Origin of the sequence: Priestia sp. SIMBA_032, from assembly GCF_046535215.1 — a bacterium.
In the GTDB taxonomy this organism is placed as follows: domain Bacteria; phylum Bacillota; class Bacilli; order Bacillales; family Bacillaceae_H; genus Priestia; species Priestia aryabhattai.
Genome location: NZ_JAWRXD010000985.1, coordinates 1 through 259 on the forward strand (window position 1 = coordinate 1; position 259 = coordinate 259).

2 tRNA genes are annotated in these 259 nt (G+C 51.4%); both read left to right on the top strand.

Annotated features, from left to right (window positions below):
- Positions 1 to 79: 79 nt before the first annotated feature.
- Positions 80 to 153, top strand: a tRNA-Trp gene (locus SB717_RS37290).
- 30 nt (positions 154 to 183) lie between these two features.
- Positions 184 to 259 (top strand) — tRNA-His (locus SB717_RS37295).

A 259-nucleotide genomic window follows, 5' to 3' on the forward strand; every position in this document is an offset into this window, starting at 1 on the left:
CGAAGTGGCTAAACGCGGCGGACTGTAAATCCGCTCCTTCGGGTTCGGCAGTTCGAATCTGCCCCCCTCCACCATTTACAGGGGCATAGTTTAAAGGTAGAACTACGGTCTCCAAAACCGTCAGTGTGGGTTCGATTCCTACTGCCCCTGCCAATTATAAAATTAATATTGCATATATACGTGGCGATTGTGGCGAAGTGGTTAACGCACCGGATTGTGGTTCCGGCATTCGTGGGTTCGATTCCCATCAGTCGCCCCA